Raw genomic sequence first — 1,343 nt, 5'->3', positions numbered from 1 at the left:
ACTCTGATTCGCGGCGAAAACCGCGATCAGTCAAGCAGTTTCTGGCGCATCGCCTCGGCGACCGCGGCCGCCCGGTCGCTGACACCGAGCTTCTCGTACAGGCGTTGCACATGAGTCTTGACCGTCGACGGTGCCACATACAATTCGGCGGCGATCGCGGGAATGCTCTGGCCGCGTGCAATGCGGTTGAGCACCTCGCGTTCGCGCGCGCTCAGCACCGGAGCAGTCGGTGCCGCGCGCTGCCGGATCTCCCCGGCCAGGCCGCCGACGAGGGAGGGCGCGACGACGTCGCGGCCCTTGGCGACGTCGAGAACCGCTTTGACGATCTCGGACCGGGTCGAATCCTTCAGCAGGAATCCGGCGGCACCCTGCTGCAGGGCCTGGTACACGATCGCCGATTCGTCGTGGGCTGAGAGCAGCAGCACCCGGGTGGGTATGTCGTTGTTGCGCACTGCCGCCGCCACCTGCGCACCATCCATCCCGGGCATGCGGTAGTCCAGCAGTGCGACGTCGGGCCGGTGGGCTTTGATCAACTCCAGAGCGCCCGTACCGTCGTCCGCCTCGCCGACAACATTAACCGAACCGCTCAACGAGAGCGCGCGTACCACGCCCTCGCGAAACAGCGGGTGGTCATCGCCGACGACCACACGCACTTTCTCAGGCGTCACAGCGCCGACCATTGCCAGAGTGTAGCGCTCGCCTGCACCGAACTGTTCGTAATCGCCAGACTCGCGATCGGTATTCCGCAGTTTGCTCGCCCCCACCCTGAGTACGGTGTTCGTGTGGCGACCAGCGACGTCGAACTGGAACGAGTGCGCCGCGTGCACCGTTTGCGGTCCTACCGGATCGCCTCGGTGTTACGGATCGGCGTGGTGGCGCTGATGGTTGCCGCGATGCTGATCGGGACCCGGCCGTCGCAGTGGACGCAACAAACCATCCTCATCGTCGGATACTCGGTGATCGCACTGTGTTCGCTGGTGATGGCGTTCGCTCCGTCGCGCCAGTGGGTGGGTATGGGCCCATTGGCGCGGGTGCGCCGATTCGAGCCGTTCGCCTTCACCGCCATCGATGTGTTGGCGCTGACCGGTTTTCAGATGCTGTCGACCGACGGGATCTATCCGTTGCTGATCATGACCCTGCTGCCGGTGCTGGTGGGTCTCGACGTGTCGACACGCCGGGCCGCGGTGGTGCTGGCCTTCACCCTGGTGGGATTTGCGCTGTCGGTCGCCCAGGATCCGGTGATGGTCCGCGCTATCGGCTGGCGCGAAGCCGTCTTTCGGTTCGCGCTGTATGCGTTTCTCTGCGGAACGGCATTGGTCGTGGTGCGTATCGAAGAACGCCAC

The 1,343-nt window shown here is 65.2% G+C and carries 1 protein-coding gene and 1 pseudogene; one reads left to right on the top strand and one right to left on the bottom strand.

The genetic code is table 11. The features are described 5' to 3' along the window. Window positions 1-26: 26 nt before the first annotated feature. A complete protein-coding gene (locus AC5Y5Z_RS25525) occupies window positions 27-680 on the bottom strand; it encodes a response regulator (RefSeq protein ID WP_463829103.1) in 654 nt (217 codons plus the stop codon). A gap of 102 nt (window positions 681-782) precedes the next feature. Here AC5Y5Z_RS25525 and AC5Y5Z_RS25520 point away from each other — a divergent pair. Beyond that, a pseudogene (locus tag AC5Y5Z_RS25520) lies at window positions 783-1,343 on the top strand (sensor histidine kinase); the annotation flags it as partial.

The organism is Mycobacterium sp. NGS29 (assembly GCF_059812965.1).
This window is presented reverse-complemented; position numbering and strand designations above follow the sequence as displayed.

Coding starts and splice junctions, on each gene's coding strand:
- AC5Y5Z_RS25525 (WP_463829103.1), bottom strand. CDS start 680: ATGGTCGGCGCTGTGACGCCTGAGAAAGTGCGTGTGGTCGTCGGCGAT.